General features: G+C 35.6%; 2 protein-coding genes. One reads left to right on the top strand and one right to left on the bottom strand.

Annotated features, from left to right (window positions below; all coding sequences use genetic code 11):
• Positions 1–44: 44 nt before the first annotated feature.
• A complete protein-coding gene (locus AFK68_RS43950) occupies positions 45–626 on the bottom strand; it encodes a DALR anticodon-binding domain-containing protein (protein WP_371357179.1) in 582 nt (193 codons plus the stop codon).
• A gap of 915 nt (positions 627–1,541) precedes the next feature.
• Here AFK68_RS43950 and AFK68_RS00720 point away from each other — a divergent pair.
• A partial coding sequence (locus AFK68_RS00720) for a Crp/Fnr family transcriptional regulator (RefSeq protein WP_371357178.1) occupies positions 1,542–2,203 on the top strand: 662 nt, incomplete at its 3' end.

The raw sequence follows: 2,203 nt of genomic DNA, 5'->3' as shown, positions 1-2,203 counted from the left end.
TTTCAAATCTTCCTATTCCAGGAGGTAGTAATAAATGAAATTAACTAAAGTTCTAGAAGTGCTTTAGTACCCAACTTTTCTTCTAATAAAAATCTCAGTAGAGACTGAGTTACCAAAACTAAACCTAATCTAGCTTGTGCTAATTTCGGTGTTTTTACTTTCACCTCGCCCCATATACGACACTGACCGTAAAAAGTTTGAAAAGCGGAACTAAGAGAATTAGCTACTTTCACCCAATTTATAGCTTTTTTAGTAGTAGAAATACAATATATATAATCTAGGGTAGAGACAATTTCAGCAATTAATTCATATTCAGCATCATGTAAAAATTGTAATTCCCCATTAGATTTTTGCCAGGGTATAGACTCAGAAGTTGGAATAAACCAAAATTGACTATAGTTTTCTGGAATTATCGGAGCAAGAGTAATTATACCATCCCTTTCACCCATACACAATAGGGAACAACAACGAGCATGACTATATTGAATAGGAAACAAATTTATGGTTTGAGGAGATTTATGTTTAACACTTACCTGAAACTTTTGCTTATCGTCCTTCAAGGGAAAAGAAGTTAAATAACTTAGCCAATTAGCTATGGTCAAATCCGTTAATTTCAGGTAAATCATACCAGATGAAATTACTTCAACCTGAAAATTTACTACATCTTTCTTTTCTTCAGTATTAACTATCTCTCTACAATACTTAGCTAACTCAGTAGCAATATATATTGCTGGTTGCTGCAAAACTGGAGCTAATTTCAGAGCGATCGCCGACTTGTACATAACTCCTCCAGAATATCTAATTTGGTTCATTGGAATTACCTCCATCCTTGCCCAAACTTCTAATTTTTTTTCATAGCTACAAGACCATTCCAATTTCTCCCGGTATAAACTTACAGCTTTTTGCAAAAAATGTATCGTAATACACTGAAATGATAATTTTGTCAAAATTATCACCACNGCTAATTTCAGAGCGATCGCCGACTTGTACATAACTCCTCCAGAATATCTAATTTGGTTCATTGGAATTACCTCCATCCTTGCCCAAACTTCTAATTTTTTTTCATAGCTACAAGACCATTCCAATTTCTCCCGGTATAAACTTACAGCTTTTTGCAAAAAATGTATCGTAATACACTGAAATGATAATTTTGTCAAAATTATCACCACCTCAAATAAAATTTATCCTACAACATTCGGAAAAAGATGTGTTTTTTGCTACACTGATATAAAAGATAAGACTGATATAAGCAGACAAATTAATATCTGCTCCTATGCCTTTGATCAAATTGATTTGAACTTAAGTCCAACTTTTCGCAAAAGAGAGTCACAATGCAACTATCATCACATCCAGACCTACCAGAAATGTCAATAAATATACAATCTACTAACAATTCNTACAACATTCGGAAAAAGATGTGTTTTTTGCTACACTGATATAAAAGATAAGACTGATATAAGCAGACAAATTAATATCTGCTCCTATGCCTTTGATCAAATTGATTTGAACTTAAGTCCAACTTTTCGCAAAAGAGAGTCACAATGCAACTATCATCACATCCAGACCTACCAGAAATGTCAATAAATATACAATCTACTAACAATTCTGCCCCTAGTAATAGGCCATTTTTGACTTGGCAACTGATCATAGATTGGGCAGAAGAACACTACCGTAGTAGAGCTTTTACCAAAGATGAACGTATTCCCGCCCGCCCAGGTTTGTTGTATCTAATACAAAAAGGAGGAATTCGTCTAGTAGGTAATGCCCACATTACTGCCAGTCGCAATAAGTCTAGCAAATCAAAAACAAGTCCAATTTCAGACGAAGCTTTCCTCGGATTTGTTGGTGCTGGTCAACCATTTGAACTTATAGCTCAGTCACCATTTACACTACAAGCTTATGCCCATGCCGATCAAACAACTGTACTTTGGATGTATTGGCATGACCTTGATAACTGGCCTCATTTCCGTAGAGAAGTTCTAGATGCCTTTCGGTATCAACATCAAAGGAAGCTTTTGTGGTTGAGTACCTTGGGTCAACGTCGTACTATTGATCGGTTATTTGGATTTATCACGCTATTAATTGAAGAACATGGAGAACCCTGGATCAGTGAAGATAGGGCAGAAGTAACAAGCGGTTATTATTTACCTTGGCCTTTAACCCATGCTCAAATTGGTAGTGCCATTGGTTCCACCCGTGTAAC

The organism is Hydrocoleum sp. CS-953, assembly GCF_002260545.1.
Classification (GTDB): domain Bacteria; phylum Cyanobacteriota; class Cyanobacteriia; order Cyanobacteriales; family Microcoleaceae; genus Trichodesmium.
This window is presented reverse-complemented; position numbering and strand designations above follow the sequence as displayed.

Excerpts from the sequence above, each read along its gene's own strand:
- AFK68_RS43950 (WP_371357179.1), bottom strand. The coding sequence starts at position 626 with ATGATTTACCTGAAATTAACGGATTTGACCATAGCTAATTGGCTAAGT.